The organism is Hymenobacter jejuensis (genome assembly GCF_006337165.1).
GTDB classification, from domain to species: domain Bacteria; phylum Bacteroidota; class Bacteroidia; order Cytophagales; family Hymenobacteraceae; genus Hymenobacter; species Hymenobacter jejuensis.
In genome coordinates this window covers 199,360-220,420 of record NZ_CP040896.1, presented here as the reverse complement: position 1 = coordinate 220,420, position 21,061 = coordinate 199,360, and the positions used below count along the sequence as shown (strand labels likewise).

The window sequence follows — 21,061 nt, the reverse complement described above, 5'->3', positions numbered from 1 at the left end:
GATTATAAGAGTTTTATAAAAAGCTTTGTGTCGTTACTTGTCAGATAAGGATTTGCAGTACTGACATGCGGACCGCCAAGGCCCTTCTCACAAGGGGGTCTAGAGCCAGCTTCAACAAAATCACTAGTCCGTTTTGACGTGTGCCTCCGGCGTCACGCTACACCTTCAAGCATCCTGGTTATGTTTAAGAATTACTTAAAAGTAGCTTACCGCAACTTGGTTCGGCACAAGGGTTTCTCGTTTCTGAACATTGCCGGCTTAGCGCTGGGCCTTACGGCTTGCCTGCTCATCGGCCTGTTCGTGCACGACGAATTGCAGTATGATAAGTTCCTGCCGGGCGGCGATCGAGTGTACCGCATTTATACCGAAGGCACCGAAAGCGAAACGCCCGCAACCATGGCTTCCGTCCCACCGATGTTTGCCACTGCCATGCAGCAGGAGTTCCCGGAGGTAGAGCAGAGCACGCGCATCCTGATGTATTCGGGAATTGGCCTGCTTGAGGTAGGCGACAAGAAGCTCTACATCGAAGATGGCCTCATCGCCGATTCCACATTCTTCGATGTGTTTCCGCTGCCCTTCCAGTATGGTGCGGCGGCGCACGCCTTGGATGCTCCGGCCTCGATTGTGCTGGCAGACGACGTGGCCAAACGGTTTTTCGGCAACGAAAACCCCGTTGGCAAAGAAATCAAGATGAACAAGCAGACGCTGCTGGTAAAAGGCGTGTTGCAGAATACCCAGGCCAAATTCCATCTCAAGGTTAATTACGTCGTTCCGTTATCGCTAGCCGAGATACCCGCCAAGCGCATGAAAAGCTGGGGTTGGCAACAGTTTTATACCTATGTGCGCCTCAAGCCGGGTACCGATAGCAAGCAAACCCAAGCCAAGCTACAGGACTACATCACCCAAAAGGTGCAGCCACAAATGCCTAAGGATGAACCTATTAAGTTTGTGCCGCACTTGCAGCCGCTCCAGGATATTTACTTGTACTCGGCCAGCTTCAAGTATGACTTAGGGCCCCGAGGCAACATCACCTACGTCAAGGCGCTCAGCATCATCGCGGCCTTCATCCTGCTGATCGCGTGCTTCAACTTTGTGAATCTGGCTACCGCCAAGTCGGTACAACGGGCCAAGGAAGTCGGCATCCGGAAAACCATTGGCGCCAGCCAGCAGCAGCTCATGCTGCAGTTTTTGATTGAAACCGTGTTGCTGACCTTCATCAGTGTGGTGATTGCCACAGTCCTGACTTCTTTGATGCTGCCAGCGCTCAATGAGTTTACTGGCAAACAAATGACCTTCAATCTGTTTGCCAACCCCACTATTGCCCTGATTCTGTTGGTGCTGACGGTGGTGGTAGGCGTGGTGGCCGGCTTTTATCCGGCCTTGGTATTATCGGGTTTCAAGCCGATTAAAGTATTGAAGACGGCAGTCGTAAGTGAAGGCATGTTTGGGCGCGTGCAGTGGCTGCGTCACGGATTAATTGTTATTCAATTCTCGCTCTCTATTTTCTTAATTGTAAGTGCCATTATCGTATTCCTGCAAGTAGAGTATCTGCATAATAAAGATTTAGGTTTTAATCGGGATCAGATTATGTTTTTCCCCATGCGTGGTGAAAACATGAATAAAAACTATGAAACATTTAAAAATGAGTTGCTAAAATCTCCGGGCGTTACGTCGGTATCCATTGGCTATGGATTTCCCGGCGATGCCGTTGCCGGCGACGCAATTACCGTCCCGACGAAAGGCGAGCAGAAGCCTTATCCGGTTACCCAATTGATGGTGGATTATGATTATCTCAAAACCCTGGGCTTGCAGCTCGTAACCGGCCGGAACTTCTCTAAAGAGCTCACCACCGACAAAGATCACGCTTTTATTATCAACGAAACGGCGGTTAAGGAATTGGGCTTTGGCACGCCGGAGCAGGCTTTGGGCAAAACGCTCCTGTGGGAAATTAAGCCCGATTCGCTCAAGAAAGGTCAAATCATTGGCGTGGTGAAAGACTTTCATTACAAAAGCCTGTACGACCGCGTAGAGCCGGCCGTACTACAAATTAATCCCGCAGATTACTGGAAAGTAGCGGTAAAACTAAGAGCCGATAATATTACCAGTTCAGTGAATGGCGTGAAAGAAGTATGGAACAAATTCGCACCCGATTATCCGATTGAATATAAATTCTTAGACGAGAATTTTATTAAAATGTATAAGGCAGAAGATAAATTAAAATCACTGCTGTGGGTATTTACGGGGATTGCGGTTTTTGTGGGTTGCCTGGGCTTATTTGGGCTGGCTACGTGTGCGGCCGAACGTCGGAAAAAAGAAATTGGCATCAGGAAAGTACTTGGGGCCGATACCTCAACCATTGTGGCTTTGCTGTCGAAAGAATTCCTGAAGCTGGTGATGGTAGCGGCAATTATTGCCTTTCCCGTGGCGTGGCTGGTGATGCGCAGATGGTTGGAAGACTTTGCATACCGCATCAATATTCCGCTGTGGGTTTTCCTGGCAGCGGGCGTGGCGGCGGTAACCGTGGCGTTCTTAACCATTAGCTATCAGGCCATTAAGGCTGCTACCACTAATCCCATCAAGAACTTAAGAACCGAATAAAACATAAGTGTTTGATTATCAAGTTATTATGTTTTGTTCCGTGGGATAGCGCATACCAGAGATGCGCTGCTCCTGATTTTCTTTATTAACGCTTGGGTTTGAGCCTACCTTCAGTTTCTACTGCCATGTTCAGAAACTATATCAAAATCGCCTTCCGTAATCTGTGGCGCAACAAGGCGTTTGCGGCTATCAACATTTCCGGGTTGGCCCTTGGAATAGCTACTTGCTTGATAATCATGCTGTTTGTGCGAAACGAGCTGAGCTACGATCGCTACAATGAAAAGGCCGACCGGATGGTGCGGGTGGTGTTTCGGGGCTCGGTGCAGGGCGAGAAAATGAAGGAATCGAGCGTGATGCCGCCCGTAGCCCGGACGCTGCTCGCCGAATATCCGGAAGTAGAGCAGGCCACGCGCTTGAGCTTGGGTGGGGCGCCGCGCATTACCTACGGCGACAAGTCCTTCAAGGAGCGAGACATCGCCATGGTCGATTCCAACTTCTTCCAGGTGTTCACCATCCCGCTGCTGCAAGGCGACCCCAAAACGGCTCTGGTTCAGCCGAATAGCATCGTTATTTCGCGGGCCACGGCGCAGAAGTATTTCGGCAAAGCCAACCCCATGGGCAAGGTGCTGACCTTCAAAGACTGGAACAAAACCTACAAAGTGACGGGTGTTTTCGACAAGGTGCCCATCAACTCGCACTTCCATTTCGACATTTTCGCGTCCCTAGCCAGCGTTCCGGATGCCAAGTCATCGTCGTGGATGACATCTAACTACTTCACTTACTTAGTGTTGCCCGAGGGCTACGAGTACAAAAAGCTGGAAGCCAAGCTCCCGCAGATAGTGGAGAAATACCTGGGGCCGCAGTTGCAACAGGCAATGGGCATGAGTTTCACGCAATTCCGGCAGAAGGGCAACGACCTCGGCCTGTTTCTGCAACCCCTGACGGATATCCACCTACGCTCCGATTTTACCAATAATCTGGAGCCGGGCGGCGACGTGCGCTATGTGTACATCTTCGGAGCCATCGCGGTGTTCATGTTGCTGATTGCCTGCATCAACTTCATGAATCTTTCCACGGCGGGCGCCTCCCGGCGGGCACGCGAGGTGGGGGTACGGAAGGTACTGGGGTCGGTGAAAAGCCAGTTGGTAGGGCAGTTTCTGCTGGAATCTATCCTGCTGACAATGATAGCGTTGGTGCTAGCGCTCGTGCTGATCGCGATGGCGTTGCCGATATTCAACGAGTTGGCAGGCAAAGAATTAGGCCTGGACTTCACTACTGATCCGTGGCTGGTGCCGGGATTACTACTGTTTGGGGTGCTGGTAGGCGTTTTGGCCGGCAGTTATCCGGCTTTTTTCCTGTCGTCCTTCAATCCGGTGGCAGTGCTGAAAGGGAAGTTTACGTCGGGCAAAGGCAGCATTGGGCTGCGGAGCGGACTGGTAGTATTTCAGTTCTGTATTTCGATTGCGCTAATCATCAGTACCACAGTGGTTTACCAGCAGCTTCACTACATCCAAAACAAGAAGCTGGGCTACGACAAAGACCACGTATTGGTGCTGCCGGAAACGTGGGTGCTGGGCAAGCATGCCGAAGCGTTTCGGCAACTGCTGCTGCAAGACCCGCGGGTGGTGAGCGTGAGTACTTCGGGGTATCTGCCGGCGGGCCCGAGTTTCTCCAACAACTTCTTTGTCTCGACGGACGACAACCCGTCGCAGCTCACCAAGACGCTTCGCTACGAGGTTGATCCTCAGTACATTCCGACGCTGGGCATTCGGCTGGCGGCGGGCCGCAATTTCTCCAAAGCGTTTTCAACCGATACGGCCGCGGTTATTCTAAACGAAATGGCCGCCCGGACGTTTGGCTGGGGAAAAAATGCGCTCGGCCACACGCTGTCGCGCTCCGACAACCAAGGCAAAAAGCGGACATTTCGGGTGATCGGCGTGATCCGGGATTTCCATTTCAAATCGCTGCACGAGCCTATTTCGCCCTTGCTCATGACGCTGGGCGACAACTCCGGCTCCGTGATTGCGAAAGTCAAAACGCAGGATATCGCGGGCCTGCTGGCCTCGCTGAAACTGCAATGGAGTAAGTTCTCGCCCGAAGAACCGTTTTCGTATTCATTTATGGATGAGCGCTTTATGCAAACCTATGAAGCGGAAAGGAAAATCGGGCGCATCCTCTACCTCTTCGCCGGCCTGACCATTTTCGTCGCTTGCCTAGGCCTGTTTGGGTTGGCTACGTTCACGGCGGAGCAGCGCACCAAAGAGATTGGGATTCGCAAAGTGCTAGGCGCTTCGGTGACCAACATTGTGGGCCTGCTGTCCTGCGATTTCCTCCGGCTGGTGCTCATCGCCAATCTCGTGGCGTGGCCGTTGGCTTGGTGGGCGATGACCAAATGGCTTCAGGATTTTGCCTACCGCGTCAGCATCGGGTGGTGGGTGTTTGCGTTGGCCGGCGTCGCGGCCTTGCTTATCGCGCTGCTTACTGTGAGTGTACAAGCCATGCGTGCGGCCATAGCGAATCCGGTGAAGTCGCTGCGGGCTGGATAGACTTAGTGTAAAATCTTGATTATTAATTATTTATGTGTATGGCTAGTGCAATGCAAGAATCCGCTATTGTTGTTTTTTAGGTGTGTCGTTGTAGACCATTATTTATATTAACTAAAAAATTTTATAAATAAAAACAAATAAATACAATATTTAATAAAAGCATACATTCGGCCATCAATCTGGCGTTTCCATCGGCTGGCCTGAAAACCTTCTGTTCAAGGCCTTTGGTCAAGGAAAGTCGGCAGGGGCATCGTGTTGGAGCGTTGGGTTTTCACAACCTAACCCACCCACTACATGGTACAAAAACTACTGCCCATTGCCGCTGCACTGGGTCTGGTGCTGTTAGCCAGCCCAGCCTTTGCACAGGATTACGAGAAGATTGCCAAACAGATTGTAAACACCTCAGCCGGCGTGAAGCCTGGCGAAGCCGTTATCATCTCGGGCGGAGTGCATACCCTACCGCTGATGGAAGCGGTGGCCGTGGAAGTGGCCCGCGCGGGCGGTCAGCCCAACATGTGGATCAGCACCGACAAAACAGTGCGCGCCGTGAATATGGAGACGCCTGAGGCGGCCATCCAGGCCAACAAGTTTAGCAACATGTCGCTGCAGGCAGATGTGCTCATCAGCTTGCCCGGTGTGGAAGACAGCCGTGCAGTAATGGCTGGCATGACTCCGGCCCGGTGAGCTAAATTCAGCCAGGCTGCCGCTACATCTGGCTACGCGCAGAAACTTGACGCCAGCAAGCTGCGCGGCGTGTCGGTGAGCTACCCGAGCAAGAGCCTCGCGGCAGCGCAACAGCTCGACTACGCCAGCTACGAGCAAATGATATGGAGTAGCATTGGAGCCGACTACTCGGCCATCTCCATGCAGGCAGACCAAATAAAGCAGCTGCTGGCCACTGGTAAAAAAATGCACATTAGCTCGCCAGCCGGCACAGACATGACAGTGGATCTTGCCAGCCGCCCCGTATTTGCCGATGATGGCATACTGTCGGCTGCCGACCAGCAAGAAAAGCTAATCCTGAACCGCACGGCGCGCTTGCCCGGCGGACTAGTTTATGGTACCTGCCAGGAAACCTCGGCTACGGGCCGCCTGGCGTTTGCCAACGACGAGATTTCCGCAGGCAAGCCCCTAAAAGGCTTTAAAGCAGACCTGAAAAATGGGCAGGTTGAAAATGTACGGGCCGAGGTGGGCGCCGATGCTTTCAAAGAAGGGTTTGCTACTGTGGGGGCTTCGGGATTACAGGTAGGAAGGTTTTCCATTGGGCTGAATCCGGGGATGAAAATAGACGACGAGAAGGTATACCATCCGGCTTCTGCAGCAGGCATGGTGTTCGTGAGCACAGGCAATAATGCCCTGTTCGGCGGCCAGAACAAAACGCTGGGTGGCTACAGCTTCCCCATCGCCAACGCCACAGTTGACGTAGACGGCAAAGTAATCGTGCGCAACGGCCAGCTCGTGTCGCCGACCATGGCCAGCGCGAAGCCCGCGCCGAAGAAAAAACAGAAGTAACTAGCAGCACGCACTCTGACGCGTTTTAAGGGCCAGCCGATGTTTCATTGGCTGGCCCCTTTTGTCGTTTAGATGACTATGGAGTCATTCTGAGGAAAACCAGGATGCAGATGGCTGGTGTTCGCTGCTCTGAGGTGTGCAGTAGCATAATAGTTATCTGGCTTTCCTGCCGTACTGTGCAAGAACCTTTCCTCGTTACCGGTAATCAAATGAACCCTATATAAGTATGGTGATACGGGTACAGTATAATAAATTATAGAAATTATGCAGTTTAATGCACGCAAAAGGGCTATTATTACAGGATATTCTTGGAACATTTCTATGTATAAACTTTTAACCTTCTGCTGTGTCACCCTAGCGCTCGTCTGTGGTTTAGACAATTTCGCTTACGCTACAACCTATTACATCAGCACAGGTGGTAACGACAACAATAGTGGGACAGATGTCGCTACTGCTTGGCAAAGCATAGCCAAAGTAAACCAGTCGCAGTTTTCGCCTGGAGATAGAATTTTATTTGAGGCCACTCAAGTATTTACAGGATCACTGCTGCTACAAAATAGTGGCACGGCCACCCAGCCCATTGTGGTTTCGTCATATGGCAAAGGCGCTGCAATTATCAGTAGCAATGATGGTTATGGCTTTTACGCATACAACGTTGATGGCATAGAACTGCGGCGTTTGAATTTCGTGGGGGCTGGTCGGCTGGCCAATTCCGGTAGCGGCGTTCACTTCTATACCGAAGTCCACGACGCGCATTTGCAGCACCTTGTCTTGGATAGTTTGGATATAAGCGGCTACAAAATCTGTGGAATAGACATAAGCAGCTGGAACGGGAGCAGCGGTTACAGCGATGTGCGCATTACAAACTGCCGCGCCCATGACAACGGCGATACGGGCATCGCGTCCTACAGCGAAGGGTTGCAGGCGCATAACAACTGGTATGTAGGCAACTGCAAATCGTACAATAATTCGGGCCGATCGGACGTGACTTCGAGCAATACCGGCAGCGGAATCGTGCTCTCCGGCGTCCACGGCGCGCTCATTGAGCAATGCGAGACCTACAACAACGGCTGGCTAAGTGCCCACGTCTACAGCGGCCCGGCAGGCATATGGGCTTATTACTGCGATAATCTGATCATTCAGGAATGTGAGTCGCACCACAATCGCTCCGGCACACTCGATGGCGGAGGGTTCGACCTGGACGGGGGGTGCACCAATTCGATTATGCAGTATAATTACTCGCACGACAACGAGGGCCCGGGCCTGATGCTGGCGCAGTTTGATGGTGCTTTGCAGGACGTGATCATTCGCTACAATATCAGCGAAAATGATGCTCGCCGCTATGGGGGCGGCATTACGTTGTGGTCGTCGGGGGCGGGCGGCGGAATTAAGCGGGCACAGATTTACAACAACACCGTGTACATGACGCCCAGCGCCAGCGGATATACTTCGCGGGCGGTTTATATCATGAGCCCTTACATAGAGAATACGGTCTTGCGAAATAACATCTTGCAAACCACAGGAGGTGTGCCCTTCGTCATAGACTTGGCGGGAGGAGTTGGGTTTCAGGGCAATTGCTACTGGAGTACAGGTGCAACTCCGTGGTGGCGGTTTGGGTCCTCTGACATACACAGCCTCGCCGATTGGCGCACCTATACCGGTGCCGAACGTATCGGCAGCGTCAACAGCGGCTTAGAGACAGACCCGCAGCTGGTTGCTCCCGGCGCGGGTGGGTCTAACCCGGCCGATCTGAGCCGGTCGATGAATGCCTGGAAACCTTACCAATTACAGCCCACTTCGCCAATGATTGGGGCCGGGCTGGATTTGAACCAGTTTGGCATTTCGCCGGGGCCACGCGATCTCTACGGCTTGCCTACACCAGCTGCCGGCTTGCGCGGAAATATCGGTGCTTATGAAGGCAGCGGGCGCCCGTTGCCGGTCGAGCTAATTAGCTTTCAAGCCGAAGTAAAATCCAGCCAGGCATCATTGCGGTGGGCGACGGCCAGCGAGCGAAGCAGCGCTTTTTTCGAAATTCAGCGCTCTCTGGATGGCAAAACGTTCAGTGGAGTAGGGCAACTGGCAGCTGCCGGCATAAGCTCCACCGTGCGCTTCTACCAATGGGACGATTCGCAGCGGCTTACGCAGGCCACGTATTACCGCCTGCGGCAAATCGACCTGGATGGCTCTTCGCACTACAGTAAGGTGGCCGTCGTTTCGCCCAATTCTTCCGCGCAACATGCCATCAGTGTGTTTCCCAACCCCGCAGCAAAAGGGCAGTTGCTCTACCTCGACCTAGCTAAGTTTTCGGGCCAGAGTGTGCAGATCCGCGTTGCCGATTTGATGGGACAAACTATTCATCATCAACGGGTTGCAGCGGACAATACAGCGGCAAACGTACCGCTCCAACTGCCCGCCCAAACTTCGCCAGGAACCTACGTTCTCTCTGTAACTTCCGGCAAGCAAACACTCCATACCAAGTTTATAATTAATTGATATACAAATAGTTACGGAGCGGTGGTGCTGGACAGCAACGCCTGGCACTGCTTGGCGATTTCCAGCTCCTCGTTGGTCGGGATTACCAGGATTTTGGCCCTCGAATCGACGGTGTTGATTTCGCGGGTTTGCTTGCTGCGCACCTGGTTTTTTGCTTCGTCGAGGTGCAGACCCAGGAAGTCGAGGTTTTGGCAGACGCGGTGCCGCAACAAACTGTCGTTTTCGCCTACGCCAGCCGTAAACACGATGGCGTCGAGGCCGTTGAGCACAGCTGCATAAGCCCCGATGTACTTGCGGATGCGGTACGAATACAAATCGTAGGCGAGGTTGGCCCGCTCGTCGCCCTGCGCGATGGCCTGGCTGATGTCGCGCATGTCGCTTAGGCCGGTGAGGCCCAGCATGCCGCTGCGTTTGTTGAGCAGCGTGCTCACTTGATCGGCGTCGTAGCCAAGCTGGGTAATGAGGTGAAAAATAACCGACGGGTCGAGGTCGCCGGACCGGGTGCCCATCACCAACCCACTAAGCGGACCAAAACCCATGCTGGTATCCAAAGAGCGGCCGCCAGCCACGGCGGCCATGCTGCACCCATTGCCCAAATGAATGGTAATAAGCTTAGCATCAGGCTTCTGTAAATACTCTGCGGCTTGTTCGGCCACGTACTTATGGCTGGTGCCGTGAAAGCCATACACCCGAATTCCGTAGTCGGTATACAAGGTTGTGGGCAAGGCGTAGCGAAAAGCCGGCTCGGGCAGCGTCTGGTGAAAAGCCGTATCGAAAACGGCCACTAGCTGGGCCTGGGGGAAAATCTTTTCGGCTACTTCAATGCCCATATAATTGGCCGGATTGTGCAGCGGCGCGAGTGGAAACAGCTTTTTGATCTCCTCTTTCACCTGCGGCGTAATGACTGTGGTCGCGGCAAAGTGCTCGCCGCCGTGTACCACCCGGTGCCCCACCACCTCAATTTCTTCTGGCTTCCGGATAACGCCGATCTCCCTGTTAGTCAGCAGCCCAACGGCTTCCCGCAGGCCCGCTTCATGATCGGGCAGGTCGAGCGTGCGCTGCACTACGTGCTCTTGTTCGCCCGCAAAAACCTTGTGCGTGACCAGTGAATTCTCCAAGCCAATCCGCTCGATCAGGCCGCTGCAAATAGGCTGCTCAGTAGGCAGCCGAAAAAGCTGGTATTTGATGGAACTGCTACCAGAGTTAATTACAAAGATATTCATTTGATAATCAAGGGTTTGTGTGGCAAGTAGAGCTATTGCATGAATCTCACCACTACTCACTCTTTTTGGCTTTGGATGGCCGTGATTATCACTGTGTTAAATACATCTTCCACGGTGCAACCGCGGCTCAGGTCATTGACGGGCTTGTTGAGTCCTTGCAGTACGGGCCCGATGGCCAAGGCCCCGGTTTCGCGCTGCACGGCTTTGTAGGTGTTGTTGCCGGTGTTCAAATCCGGGAAAATCAGCACGCTGGCTTGTCCCGCTACCTCCGATTCGGGCAACTTTTGTTTGCCCACGATAGGATCGACGGCGGCGTCGTATTGGATCGGGCCTTCTACCTTCAAATCGGGGCGTAGTTGCTTGACGAGTTGCGTCGCGCGGCGCACTTTTTCCACGTCGGCGCCCTCCCCGGACGTGCCGGAAGAGTACGAGAGCATCGCGATACGAGGCTCAATACCAAAGCGTTGGCTGCTTTCGGCCGACGAAACGGCAATTTCGGCCAGTTGCTCAGCCGTGGGGTTGGGGTTCACGGCACAGTCGCCAAACACGGCCACGCGGTCGGGGAGGCACATGAAAAACACCGACGACACGATGGAAACGCCCGGCTTGGTTTTGATGAACTGCAACGCCGGCCGGATGGTATGCTGCGTGGTGTGCACCGCGCCCGACACCATGCCGTCGGCGTGGCCTTTGTACACCATCATCGAGCCGAAATACGACACGTCGCGCAGCAGATCGCGGGCCATGTCGAGGTTCACGTTTTTGGTTTTGCGTAACTCATAGAAGGTCTGCACATAGTCGTCATAGTGCTCAGAATGAGCCGGATCGACAATGTGCAAATACGCCGTGGGCATGGTCAGGCCGAGCCGCTTGAAGGACGCCGTGATCTCGCTCGGGTTGCCCAGAATGGTCAGCTCCACGATTTCTTGGTTGAGCAAATGCGCGGCTGCTTTTAGAATGCGGTCGTCGTTGCCTTCGGGCAGCACAATGTGGCGTCGCTGCCGCTTGGCCCATTGCAGCAGCCTGTATTGAAACATGTGCGGGGTAATGCCCGCCGACTGGAAGTTGATCATTTTCTCTTCCAGCGCCCGCACGTCCACGTAGCGTTCGAAGGTGCTGATGGCCAGCTGAATCTTCTTGGGGTTGTCGGGCGTGATGCGCGACTGAATGTTGCCCAACATCGTGGAAGTCAGGAAGGTACCGGTCTTGACGGCGATAATCGGCACCACCGTTTGCAGGCCTTTAATCAGGCGCAGTACGGGCTCATCGGGCTCGGTGTCGGCGGAGAGCACGATGCCCGCCACGCGCGGATAGCTGGCCGAAACATTGGCTTGCAAAGCGCAAATGATGATATCGCCGCGGTCGCCGGGCGTTACAATCAACACGTTGTCTCGCAGGTAGTTAAGAAAATTTGGCACCTGCATGGCACCCGTCACGAAGTTATCTACCTGATTGTCAAGCAAATCCTCGCCAAACAACAACTTCCCACCCAGATTTTCATAAATCTCGCGCATGGTGGGGTTGAGCAGCTTTTTGTCTTCCGGAATAACGGCCAGAATCACGTCGGAGGGCAGCTGCGCCCGCAGCAGGGCTTGTACATCTTCGATTTGGGCGGGCTGCACTTTGTTGGCAATGGCCGCCAGCACCTGCACTTCGCGGGTTTCGAAGCTGCGCAGCACCGTCAGCACGGCGTTTACGATCTGCGCGGTGGTTTTGCCCGCGCCCGAAATCACGATGACCACCGGCGTGCCCAGGTTCTTGGCAATCGAGATGTTGGTATCGAATTCAAAGGCTGTGCCCTCGCCCACGAAGTCGCTGCCTTCCACCACAGTGAAATCGTAGCTGTCTTCTAACTGCTTGAATTTGTAGATGATACGGTCGATGATCTCGCCCTGGCTACCGGCTTCCACGAGGCTCATTGCCTCGGCGCGGGTGTAGGCGTAGGTGGCGTCGTAGGCGATGGGCAGGTTGAAATGGGTCAGTACCGTATCGATGTGCGCGTCCTTCTTCTCGCGTGGGTCGTCGTTGATGATCGGTTTGAAGTAGCCAACTTTTTGCGCCTTGTTAAGCAGCATATTCACCAGCCCCAAGGCAATGATCGACTTACCGCTAAAGGGCTCTGCCGTGGCAATAAAGATGGTTTTGGTCATACCGAAAGTCGTTTGTTCGCGGAAGTTTGGCTATACGTAGGTGCCGTTGAGCAGGTGCGGGCGTGCCACTATCCTGAAAGCGGGTCAATATCCTCTGGCCAACTCAACGGGGTTTTCCAGGGGCTCGCCGTGGCGGAAGTGGTGCAGGTTGCGCCGCAATATCGCAATGCGGCCTTCGTCTTCGTAGGGTTGGCCGCCGGCGGTGTGCTGGGTCAGGATGACATTGGGCAGGCGCCACAGCGGACTGTCGATCGGCAGCGGTTCGGTAGCCGTTACGTCGAGCACGGCCCCGCCGAGCTGGCCGGCTTGCAGCGCAGCTAGCAGGGCCGTTTCGTCGGTGGTGTTGCCGCGGCCCACGCTGGCGTACACGCTGCCTGCGGCCATGGCGGCTACCAGCTCGGCCGAAAAGAAATTTTCGGCACTTCCTGGTAAGCAATTGATAATCAAATCAATATGTGGAAGCGCATTTTGCAGTTCCTCCTTCGAATGCAAATGTGCCTGCGGATTGTGGCGGGCCAGCAGCTGCACCTCGCACCGAAAGCCGGAGAGCTGTTCGCGTACGGCCTGCCCGATGGCGCCGGCGCCCAGAATCACCACGCGCTTGCCACGTAGCAGGTTTAGCTTCGCCCGGATCGGGGTGCCTACCCAGTGTTGTTGGGCCTGCAACACAGCCAGCTCGTTGAGGTGGCGATACAGCCCCAGAATGCCCGCCACGATGGTTTCGGCGCAGGGCCACGCGAAAAAGTCACCCATGTTGGCCACCGCGATGGGCAGGTGCAAATGGCGGTAACGCTCAAAGCCCGCCGAATCTATCTGCCAGAATATCAAGCCTTTGGGAGCGCCATCGGCAAACCACGCCATCGGCGGGTTGCCCAGCAGCAAGTTCGCGCTTTGGAAGGCTGCTTGTTGCTCCTCCTCCGGGAGCTCATTACGAAAAATTGCGGTAATGCCTTCAGCAGCAAGCTCTTGGCGCAGGTGGTTGCGGCGGGCTTCGGAGAAAGCGGAGTAAACAAAAAGGCGCATAAAAAGCAAGCTACAACCTGAGAATCAGGCTTTAGATGAGTTTATCCTTACGCAGGCGTCCGGGCTGCGACTGTGTAAGATTTGACCGCAGACCGCCTTGGCTAGCCAAAACGACAATTTCTTTGTTAAGCTTCCAATCGGTTTCCTGCAATCCGCGAGGCAAATTATTATCTTCGGAAACCCAGCTTTCCTTGTGATCTTACTTTAAAACTGCTTCCGCTATGCAGAACGATTCCGATTTTGGCGCTACTTCGGCTGCGGCTCCCAACGACGGGACGCGGCGTACGTTTATCAAACAGGCATCGGGCATCCTCGGATTGGTGCTGGCGCCGCCCGGCCTGGCGGAAGTAGAGCGGCTGGCGGCTGCCGACTCGAAAGAGGTGAAAGGCGTGAGCGAAATGTCGCTGAAAGTCAACGGAGCGACCCGCACCTTCCGCGCCGAGCCCCGCGTCACGTTGCTGGATGCGCTGCGCGAAAACCTCGGCCTGACGGGCAGTAAAAAGGGCTGCGACCACGGCCAGTGCGGCGCCTGCACGGTGCTCGTCAATGGCCGGCGTATCAACTCCTGCCTCACGCTGGCGGTGATGAACCAAGGCAAGGAAATCACGACCATCGAGGGCCTAGCCGACGGCGACAAGCTGCATCCGGTGCAGGCGGCGTTCATCGAGCACGATGGCTTCCAGTGCGGTTACTGCACCCCCGGCCAGATTATGTCGGGCGTGGCGTGCATCAAGGAAGGCCACACCAAATCGGACGACGAAATCCGGGAGTGGATGAGCGGCAATCTGTGCCGGTGTGGGGCGTACCCAAACATTGTGGCGGCCATCCGCGACGCGCAGCAAAAAGGAGGGAAATCATGAACAACTTCAGCTACCTACAGGCGACCCGAGAGAAAGCCGCCACCGAGGCCCTCCGCAAAAACGAACAGGCCGCTTACATTGCCGGCGGCACCACGCTGCTCGATCTGATGAAGCTCAACGTGGAGGTGCACCCGCAGCTGGTCGACATCAACCAGCTACCGCTTACCGGCATCGAGGCGGGTGCGAAGGAACTACGCATCGGGGCGATGGAACGCATGAGTGATGTGGGAGAGCATCCACAAGTGATTGATAATTACCCGGTTATATCAGAGGCTTTATTGGCCAGTGCCTCGCCGCAACTACGCAACATGGCCAGCATTGGTGGCAACCTGTTGCAGCGGACGCGCTGCGGCTATTTCCGCGACACGGCCTTTCCGTGCAACAAGCGCGTGCCCGGCTCCGGCTGCCCCGCGCAGCAAGGCGACAACCGCAACCTCGCCATTCTGGGGACTAGCGAAAGCTGCATTGCTACCAACCCCGGCGATTTGGCCGTGGCGCTCATCGCCCTGGATGCCGTCGTGCATCTGGAGAATGCCAAAGGCAAAAAGCGTAGCGTACCGCTCGTCGATTTTCACTTGCTGCCCGGCAGCACACCTCACCGCGAAACTGTGCTGGAGCCCGGCGAGCTGATTACAGCCGTGACCGTGCCCAACGCGCCGCACGCCCGCCGTTCGCATTACCTGAAGGTGCGTGACCGGGCTTCGTATGCGTTTGCGCTGGTGTCGGCGGCCGTGGGGCTGGACGTGCAGGGCGGCCAGATTCGGAGCGCCCGCGTGGCACTGGGCAGCGTGGGCACCAAACCCTGGCGTTCGCTGGAGGCTGAGAAAGTGTTAACCGGAGCCCCGGCTACCGAGACCACTTTCCGGGCTGCCGCCGCAGCTGCCGTACGCGACGCTCGCCCTCGCCAGGAAAATCAGTTTAAGGTGGAGTTGGTGCAGAATACACTGGTGCGGGCCCTCACTACCGTAGCCGCCAAAGCATAGATCATAGCCATGAGCGAATCTAATTTTTTCGATTTTGCGGCGCCTGCGGGCGGCGTGGTAGGTCAGCCGCTCGACCGCATCGACGGCCGGGCCAAAGTGACGGGCGCTGCGCGGTATTCGGCCGAATATCCCCTCGGTGGGCTTACGTACGGCGTGTTTTCGACCAGTTCCATTGCCAAAGGGCGCATCGCCAGCATCGATACCACTCTGGCGATGAAGGAGCCCGGCGTGTTGGCGGTGTTTACGCACCTCAACCTGCCCAAAGTGGCCAAAATGCCCGATAGCCCCGAGCGCAATAATTCTTGGTCGCCGGGCCAGAGCTTTTTGCCGCTTATGAGCGACGAAATTTTCTATAGTGGGCAGCCCGTGGCCTTGGTTGTGGCCGACACATTTGAGCGGGCCACGCACGCGGCCTCGCTGGTGCGCGTCAGTTATCAGGCCGAAATGCCGGTGGCTGGCATCGTCGATCCTCGGGCCGAAGTATACGAAGCGAAAGCAGTACAGGGCGGGCGCATGCCGGGGCGCACGCGGCGCGGCAATCCGCAGGCCGCGCTCGAGCAAGCCCCGGTGCGCGTAACGGCCACGTACACGCACGCCATGAACCACCACAACCCCATGGAACCGTCGGCGACGACAGCCGTGTGGGAAGGCGACCGCCTCACCGTGTACGAGTCGACCCAAGGCGTGACCATGACGCAAAGTGCCCTGTCCGACATGCTGGGCTTGCCGCGCGATAAAGTGCGCGTTGTGACGCAGTTTCTGGGCGGCGGATTTGGCTGTAAGGGTTCCAGTTGGCCCCATACCGTGCTTACGGCGCAAGCGGCGCGGGCCGTGGGGCGGCCGGTGAAGCTGGTGCTCACGCGTCGGCAAATGTTTACTTCCGTAGGCCACCGCGAAGACCAGCGCCAGACCATCACGCTCGGTGCCACCAAGGAAGGCAAACTCACGGCCATCCTGCACGAAAAGACCTCTTCCACGTCGATGTTTGACGAATGGGCGGAGTCTAATGGCAAGGTAATCAGCATGTTGTATGAATGCCCCAATTTTGAGACTTCCTACAAAATTGCGCGCGCCAACATCATGACTTCCACCTATACCCGTGCGCCCGGTGAGGCGCCCGGTACGTTTGCCATCGAGTGCGCCATGGATGATCTGGCGGATCAATTGGGCATTGATCCGCTGGAAATCCGGTTGCGCAATTACGCCGAGCGCGACCCATCCAACGGGCAAGCGTGGTCGAGCAAATCGCTGAAGCAATGCTACGCTCGTGGCGCTGAGCTATTTGGTTGGAGCAAGCGCAACCCGAAAGCCGGGGCAACGCGCCAGGGCCGTTATTTGGTGGGCATGGGCATGGCGAGCGCCACTTACCCGGTGCACAACTCGCAGGGCATGGCGCGGGTGCGCATCTTCTCCGATGGCCACGCCGTGGTGCAGAGCGGTGCCACCGACATGGGCGTGGGCACGTACACCGTCATGACGCAGGTGGCCGCCGATGCGTTGGGCCTGCCCGTGGAGCGCGTGCGCTTCGAGCTCGGCGACACCACGCTGCCAACGGCTCCGCTCTCGGGCGGATCGGTGACGGCCGGTACTGTGTCGTCGGCAATCTTTATGGCGGCCCAGGACGCTAAGCGCAAGGTACTCGAACTCGCTTCAGGCAATAAAACATCCCCGCTATTCGGGGCCAAGCCCGAAGATATTACGGTCGAGAACGGCCGGGTTTTCCTCACCAAAAATCCGGCAAAAGGCGAAACGTACGCCGCCATGCTCGAGCACGCCCGCCTGACCGATATCGAAGGCAGCGGAGCCGGGCGCTATGGCGGGGGCTACACTTCGCCGGGCGTAAACGCCGACAGCAAAGGCCAGGGCACCGAGAAATACTCCATGCATTCGTTCGGGGCGCATTTCTGCGAGGTGCACGTCGATCCGGAGCTGGGGCGGGTGCGCGTGACGCGCTGGGTAGGCGTGCACGCAGCCGGCCGCATTCTCAACGCCAAAACGGCCCGTAGCCAAGTACTCGGTGGTGCCATCTTCGGCATCGGTGCGGCCCTGATGGAAGCCACCCACCGCGATCCTTCGTGGGTACGCTACACCAACGCCGATCTGGGCGATTACCACATTCCCGTAAGCGCCGATATTCCGGATATGCAGGTGGAGTTTATCGACGAGCACGACAGCCATATCAACGCCATGGGCGTAAAAGGCATCGGCGAAATCGCGATGGTAGGAGTAGCGGCGGCCGTAGCCAACGCCATTTTCCACGCCACCGGGCGCCGCGTGCGCGAGCTGCCCATCACCCCCGAAAAACTGATGGGTGCGGGCTCGGTCTAATGTGTAATTACATAAGTATCTGATAAATAACTGTTTATGAGTGAGCTTCGTCGCTTATTAGCAGCTTACGATGTGCACCGCACCGAGGGCAGAGCCTGTGCGCTGGCTACGGTGGTGCACGTCGATGGCTCTTCGTACCGCCGCCCTGGTGCGCGAATGCTCGTCACGGCCGATGGGCAGCTGACGGGCGCCATCAGCGGCGGCTGTCTCGAAGGCGACGCGCGTCGCCGCGCCCGGCAGGCCATTCAGCGCGGCCGGCCCACGCTGGTTACCTACGACTCGACCGACCCCGACGACGACTTGCGGCACGGAGCTGGCTTGGGCTGCCAAGGCGTTGTGAAAATACTGCTCGAACCGCTCGATTTCAACGATTCGGCCAATCCCGTAGAGCTGCTGCGCGTGTGCGCTGTCCAGGATGTAGTGGCTGTGCTGGCCACCGTATTCAGCTTGCCCACCAATTCGGCAGTGAGCGTGGGCGAGCGCCTGTTGTTGACTGCCGACGGCACCGAGCTAGGCGGCCTGACTGCCGAACCGGCTCTGCACGAGGCGATTATAAGCGACGCCCGGCAAGTGCTGCATGCTCAGCAACCTGCCACTTACGATTACCAGATTGCCAACGGAACGCTGCGGGTATTTTTGGAAGTAGTGCGGCCCGCTGTGCGGTTTACCATCTACGGGGCTGGCAACGATGTGCAACCCCTGGTGCGCTTTGCCAGTGCGCTGGGCTGGCGCGTGACCGTGATTGACGGCCGCCCTAACCTGACAACTGCGGCACGTTTTCCGGAAGCCGAAAGTGTGCGCGCCGTGCCGCTCGCCGAAGTCAGCTGCCTCCCTGCCGACGATAGCCTGGCCGTGCTGATGACGCACAATTATCACTACGACCAATCCGTATTGCGGCATTTGCTGACGTCCCGCACGCCCTACATTGGCATTTTGGGGCCGCGCAAAAAGACCGAGCAATTGCTCAGCGGTTTGCGTGCTGAAGGACTAAAACCCGATGCCCACCTGAAAGGCTGCCTGTATGGCCCCGTTGGCCTGAACATCGGGGCCGAAACGCCCGAAGAAATTGCGCTTTCGGTAGTGGCTGAAATTCAAGCAGTTCTGACGCAACGTTCGGCGGGCTTCCTGCGCGACTCAACTCAGCCCATTCATGCGCGCACGGCCGCTTCGCCGGTGCGCGCCGTCGCCCCGGTTTCTTCGCCCGATTCGGCGATATGACTGCGGCTAGCAACGAGCGATCTGCGTCGGTAGGGCTGATGTTGTTGGCGGCCGGTGCCTCATCGCGCTTGGGCCAGCCCAAGCAGCTGGTGCAATTTCAGGGCAAATCGTTGCTGCGGCGGGCTGCCGAGGCGGCCGTGGCTTCGGGCTGCCATCCCATTGTAGTCGTGACCGGGTCGCTGCACAACGAGCTGTTGCCCGAGCTTGAGGCCTTGCCCGTGACGGCCGTGCCTAACCCGCAGTGGCAGGAGGGGATGAGTAGCTCGATTCGGGCGGGATTGGCTGCTTTGGAAGCCCAAACAACTTCCGGTGCGCTGCGGGCCGTGGTGGTGATGCTATGCGATCAACCCTTTGTTAACGAATTGATAATAAAAGGGTTAGTTGATGGGTTTAACTCCGCCAAGGTGCCCGCCGTGGCCTCTGCATATGGCGGTCGGGTGGGAGTGCCGGCTCTGTTTGGGCAGCAGCTGTTCCCGGCGCTGCGCACGCTTGCGGGGCCGGAAGGTGCCCGCGATTTACTTCGTCAGCATACTGCTGATTTGTTGCGCGTACCTTTTCCCGAAGGGGCAATTGACGTGGATACGCCGGCGCAATACCGGCAACTGCTCCAACAAGCTGCCCCGCCGCAGTAGCAACCCGACGGCATCGACAAAAATCCCGTTATCTTGGTCGTTGCCACTTTTTACCTCTTTGGTATGACCCCTGCACCTGCCGCCACGGCGGTTACTTCGGCTCCGGTCGAGAAAAACAACAAGCGCATCACCCGCGGCTGGACCATGTACGACTGGGCCAACTCCGTGTACCCGCTCGTGATCACCAGCTCTATTTTCCCGATTTACTGGGGCACGCAGGCCGTGGACGCCCAAGGCCGGGACGTGGTAAACTTCTTGGGCTTCCATTTGCCGGGCTCGTCGCTGCTTACCTACGCTATTTCGGCGGCCTTTCTGCTCATTGCCATCGTCAGCCCATTCCTGACGTCGCTGGCCGATTACTCGGGGCGCAAAAAGCTGTTTCTGCAAACCTTCTGCTACATCGGGGCGGCTTCCTGCGCTGGGTTATTCTTCTTTACTAGAGACACGCTTACCCTTTCCACGTTCGTGTTTATCGCGGCTACGGTAGGGTTTTCGGGTTCTATTGTGTTCTACAACAGCTACTTGCCCGATATTTCCACCGAAGATCAATATGATTCGCTGTCGGCCCGCGGCTTCTCAATGGGCTACGTGGGCAGTGTGATCTTGCTGGTGCTGTGCCTGATTTTGGTGCAGTTCAACGAAACCTTCGGCTTGGAAAAAGCTTTCGCCACACGCCTCTCGTTTTTGCTTACCGGCATCTGGTGGGCAGGATTTGCGCAAATTCCGTTTTTCACGCTACCCAAAGACCCCGGCCGGCCCGCCGACGCGGTGGCCTCCGATAGCGGTTGGGTGCTCAACGGCTTCCGCGAGCTGGGCAAAGTCTGGGATCAACTTAAGGCGTTACCCAACCTGAAGAAGTTTTTACTGGCTTACTTCACTTACAACATGGGTGTTCAGACCGTGATGTACGTAGCCACCATCTTCGGCGATAAGGTATTGCACCTAGAAAGTACTGCGCTCATTATCACCATCTTACTGCTGCAAATTGTGGCTATTTTGGGGGCTTATCTGTTTGCCAAACTCTCCGAGGCCATTGGCAACACGCGCGCCCTGAGCTGGTCGGTTGTCATTTGGGCGTGTATCTGCGTGGCGGGCTACTTCGTGCAGGCGGGTTGGAGCTTCTACGCGCTGGCTTCCGTGATTGGCCTCACGATGGGTGGCATTCAGTCGTTGTCGCGATCTACATACTCCAAAATCATTCCCGAAAATACCCCCAACACCGCCGCGTTCTTCAGCTTTTTCGACGTCACCGAGAAGCTCAGCATCGTAATCGGTACGGCCTCTTTCGGCCTGATCGCCCAAATTACCGGCTCAATGCGCAACAGCATTCTGGCCCTGATCGTGTTCTTCGTCCTAGGCTTGCTGTTCCTGTTAACGCTCCGTGGCAAAAAGCTGCGCGAAGACGTGTACGAGGCCGAGCCCGCCCTGGCAACCGGCATGACCGGAGGTGCTGAAGGGTCTTTCTAACTATTTGTCAATCAAATACTTACACCCG

Annotated in this window: 15 protein-coding genes; 11 read left to right on the top strand and 4 right to left on the bottom strand. The window is 56.3% G+C overall.

The window, feature by feature from the left end:
- Window positions 1–180: 180 nt before the first annotated feature.
- The 4 genes from FHG12_RS00805 (at window position 181) to FHG12_RS21385 (ending at window position 6,656) form a co-directional block, all read left to right on the top strand.
- Window positions 181–2,598, top strand: coding sequence for an ABC transporter permease (locus FHG12_RS00805; RefSeq protein ID WP_139513652.1), 2,418 nt, complete (start codon window positions 181–183; stop codon window positions 2,596–2,598).
- A 125-nt stretch (window positions 2,599–2,723) separates the two neighbouring features.
- A complete protein-coding gene (locus tag FHG12_RS00800) occupies window positions 2,724–5,144 on the top strand; it encodes an ABC transporter permease (RefSeq protein WP_139513650.1) in 2,421 nt (806 codons plus the stop codon).
- A 294-nt stretch (window positions 5,145–5,438) separates the two neighbouring features.
- Window positions 5,439–5,828 (top strand): M29 family metallopeptidase, encoded by a 390-nt coding sequence (locus tag FHG12_RS21390; protein WP_139513648.1) that lies wholly within the window; start codon window positions 5,439–5,441, stop codon window positions 5,826–5,828.
- Window positions 5,829–5,897: 69 nt separating this feature from the next.
- The gene (locus FHG12_RS21385) at window positions 5,898–6,656 is read left to right on the top strand and encodes an aminopeptidase (protein WP_394348428.1); all 759 of its coding nucleotides are present in this window, start codon (window positions 5,898–5,900) and stop codon (window positions 6,654–6,656) included.
- Window positions 6,657–7,247: 591 nt separating this feature from the next.
- On the opposite strand, the gene FHG12_RS20970 is transcribed toward FHG12_RS21385, so the two are convergent.
- Window positions 7,248–7,586 (bottom strand): hypothetical protein, encoded by a 339-nt coding sequence (locus tag FHG12_RS20970; protein ID WP_165699260.1) that lies wholly within the window; start codon window positions 7,584–7,586, stop codon window positions 7,248–7,250.
- A 54-nt stretch (window positions 7,587–7,640) separates the two neighbouring features.
- Here FHG12_RS20970 and FHG12_RS00785 point away from each other — a divergent pair, with 54 nt between their 5' ends.
- Entirely contained in the window at window positions 7,641–9,149 is a 1,509-nt protein-coding gene (locus FHG12_RS00785; protein WP_165699259.1) for a right-handed parallel beta-helix repeat-containing protein, read from the top strand.
- An 11-nt stretch (window positions 9,150–9,160) separates the two neighbouring features.
- On the opposite strand, the gene FHG12_RS00780 is transcribed toward FHG12_RS00785, so the two are convergent.
- The 3 genes from FHG12_RS00780 to FHG12_RS00770 form a co-directional block, all read right to left on the bottom strand.
- Window positions 9,161–10,372 (bottom strand): acetate/propionate family kinase, encoded by a 1,212-nt coding sequence (locus FHG12_RS00780; protein WP_139513642.1) that lies wholly within the window; start codon window positions 10,370–10,372, stop codon window positions 9,161–9,163.
- A 56-nt stretch (window positions 10,373–10,428) separates the two neighbouring features.
- Window positions 10,429–12,522 carry a phosphate acetyltransferase gene (gene pta / locus FHG12_RS00775; RefSeq protein WP_139513640.1) on the bottom strand — a complete coding sequence of 698 codons (2,094 nt, stop codon included), beginning with the start codon at window positions 12,520–12,522 and terminating at the stop codon, window positions 10,429–10,431.
- 84 nt (window positions 12,523–12,606) lie between these two features.
- On the bottom strand, window positions 12,607–13,545 hold the full coding sequence (locus FHG12_RS00770; protein ID WP_139513638.1) for a D-2-hydroxyacid dehydrogenase: 939 nt from the start codon (window positions 13,543–13,545) through the stop codon (window positions 12,607–12,609).
- A gap of 221 nt (window positions 13,546–13,766) precedes the next feature.
- On the opposite strand from FHG12_RS00770, the gene FHG12_RS00765 reads away from it, so the two are divergent.
- The 6 genes from FHG12_RS00765 (at window position 13,767) to FHG12_RS00740 (ending at window position 21,033) form a co-directional block, all read left to right on the top strand.
- Window positions 13,767–14,405 (top strand): (2Fe-2S)-binding protein, encoded by a 639-nt coding sequence (locus FHG12_RS00765; RefSeq protein ID WP_139513636.1) that lies wholly within the window; start codon window positions 13,767–13,769, stop codon window positions 14,403–14,405.
- Window positions 14,402–15,388 (top strand): FAD binding domain-containing protein, encoded by a 987-nt coding sequence (locus FHG12_RS00760; protein ID WP_139513634.1) that lies wholly within the window; start codon window positions 14,402–14,404, stop codon window positions 15,386–15,388. The genes FHG12_RS00765 and FHG12_RS00760 overlap by 4 nt, the downstream gene beginning before the upstream one ends.
- A 9-nt stretch (window positions 15,389–15,397) precedes the next feature.
- Window positions 15,398–17,716, top strand: coding sequence for a xanthine dehydrogenase family protein molybdopterin-binding subunit (locus tag FHG12_RS00755; RefSeq protein ID WP_139513633.1), 2,319 nt, complete (start codon window positions 15,398–15,400; stop codon window positions 17,714–17,716).
- 36 nt (window positions 17,717–17,752) lie between these two features.
- Window positions 17,753–18,934: an XdhC family protein gene (locus FHG12_RS00750; protein ID WP_139513631.1), complete on the top strand. Its 1,182-nt coding sequence runs from the start codon at window positions 17,753–17,755 to the stop codon at window positions 18,932–18,934.
- Window positions 18,931–19,566 (top strand): nucleotidyltransferase family protein, encoded by a 636-nt coding sequence (locus tag FHG12_RS00745; RefSeq protein ID WP_139513629.1) that lies wholly within the window; start codon window positions 18,931–18,933, stop codon window positions 19,564–19,566. Before FHG12_RS00750 ends, FHG12_RS00745 begins: the two co-directional genes overlap by 4 nt.
- A gap of 63 nt (window positions 19,567–19,629) precedes the next feature.
- Window positions 19,630–21,033 carry an MFS transporter gene (locus FHG12_RS00740; RefSeq protein WP_139513627.1) on the top strand — a complete coding sequence of 468 codons (1,404 nt, stop codon included), beginning with the start codon at window positions 19,630–19,632 and terminating at the stop codon, window positions 21,031–21,033.
- Window positions 21,034–21,061 lie beyond the last annotated feature (28 nt).

Bases quoted from the DNA above. Each gene is read 5' to 3' on its own strand.
- FHG12_RS00805 (WP_139513652.1), top strand. From the start codon at position 181: ATGTTTAAGAATTACTTAAAAGTAGCTTACCGCAACTTGGTTCGGCAC.
- FHG12_RS00800 (WP_139513650.1), top strand. From the start codon at position 2,724: ATGTTCAGAAACTATATCAAAATCGCCTTCCGTAATCTGTGGCGCAAC.
- FHG12_RS21390 (WP_139513648.1), top strand. From the start codon at position 5,439: ATGGTACAAAAACTACTGCCCATTGCCGCTGCACTGGGTCTGGTGCTG.
- FHG12_RS20970 (WP_165699260.1), bottom strand. From the start codon at position 7,586: ATGCGCCTGCAACCCTTCGCTGTAGGACGCGATGCCCGTATCGCCGTT.
- FHG12_RS00780 (WP_139513642.1), bottom strand. From the start codon at position 10,372: ATGAATATCTTTGTAATTAACTCTGGTAGCAGTTCCATCAAATACCAG.
- pta (WP_139513640.1), bottom strand. From the start codon at position 12,522: ATGACCAAAACCATCTTTATTGCCACGGCAGAGCCCTTTAGCGGTAAG.
- FHG12_RS00770 (WP_139513638.1), bottom strand. From the start codon at position 13,545: ATGCGCCTTTTTGTTTACTCCGCTTTCTCCGAAGCCCGCCGCAACCAC.
- FHG12_RS00765 (WP_139513636.1), top strand. From the start codon at position 13,767: ATGCAGAACGATTCCGATTTTGGCGCTACTTCGGCTGCGGCTCCCAAC.
- FHG12_RS00760 (WP_139513634.1), top strand. From the start codon at position 14,402: ATGAACAACTTCAGCTACCTACAGGCGACCCGAGAGAAAGCCGCCACC.
- FHG12_RS00755 (WP_139513633.1), top strand. From the start codon at position 15,398: ATGAGCGAATCTAATTTTTTCGATTTTGCGGCGCCTGCGGGCGGCGTG.
- FHG12_RS00750 (WP_139513631.1), top strand. From the start codon at position 17,753: ATGAGTGAGCTTCGTCGCTTATTAGCAGCTTACGATGTGCACCGCACC.
- FHG12_RS00745 (WP_139513629.1), top strand. From the start codon at position 18,931: ATGACTGCGGCTAGCAACGAGCGATCTGCGTCGGTAGGGCTGATGTTG.
- FHG12_RS00740 (WP_139513627.1), top strand. From the start codon at position 19,630: ATGACCCCTGCACCTGCCGCCACGGCGGTTACTTCGGCTCCGGTCGAG.